Origin of the sequence: Veillonella tobetsuensis, assembly GCF_001078375.1 — a bacterium.
In the GTDB taxonomy this organism is placed as follows: domain Bacteria; phylum Bacillota; class Negativicutes; order Veillonellales; family Veillonellaceae; genus Veillonella; species Veillonella tobetsuensis.
Genome location: NZ_BBXI01000038.1, coordinates 1 through 222 on the forward strand (window position 1 = coordinate 1; position 222 = coordinate 222).

The following is a 222-nucleotide window of genomic DNA, read 5'->3' on the forward strand; positions in this document are numbered from 1 at the left end:
ACAGATCTTTGAAAACTGAACAATGATAGGTAATCAATCAATATGATTGAACATATGCCAGAGTGCGGGTTTTGACAAAGTCAAAACCAACCATAATTCAAAGTTACTTAAATGTAACGACAACAAATAATGAGCTATTCAAATAGCTTCAAGATATCTTGGAGAGTTTGATCCTGGCTCAGGACGAACGCTGGCGGCGTGCTTAACACATGCAAGTCGAAC

The 222-nt window shown here is 38.3% G+C and carries 1 rRNA gene; it reads left to right on the forward strand.

The features are described 5' to 3' along the window. Positions 1-155 precede the first annotated feature (155 nt). Positions 156-222: ribosomal RNA gene (locus VEI_RS09305) — 16S ribosomal RNA — on the forward strand; the annotation flags it as partial.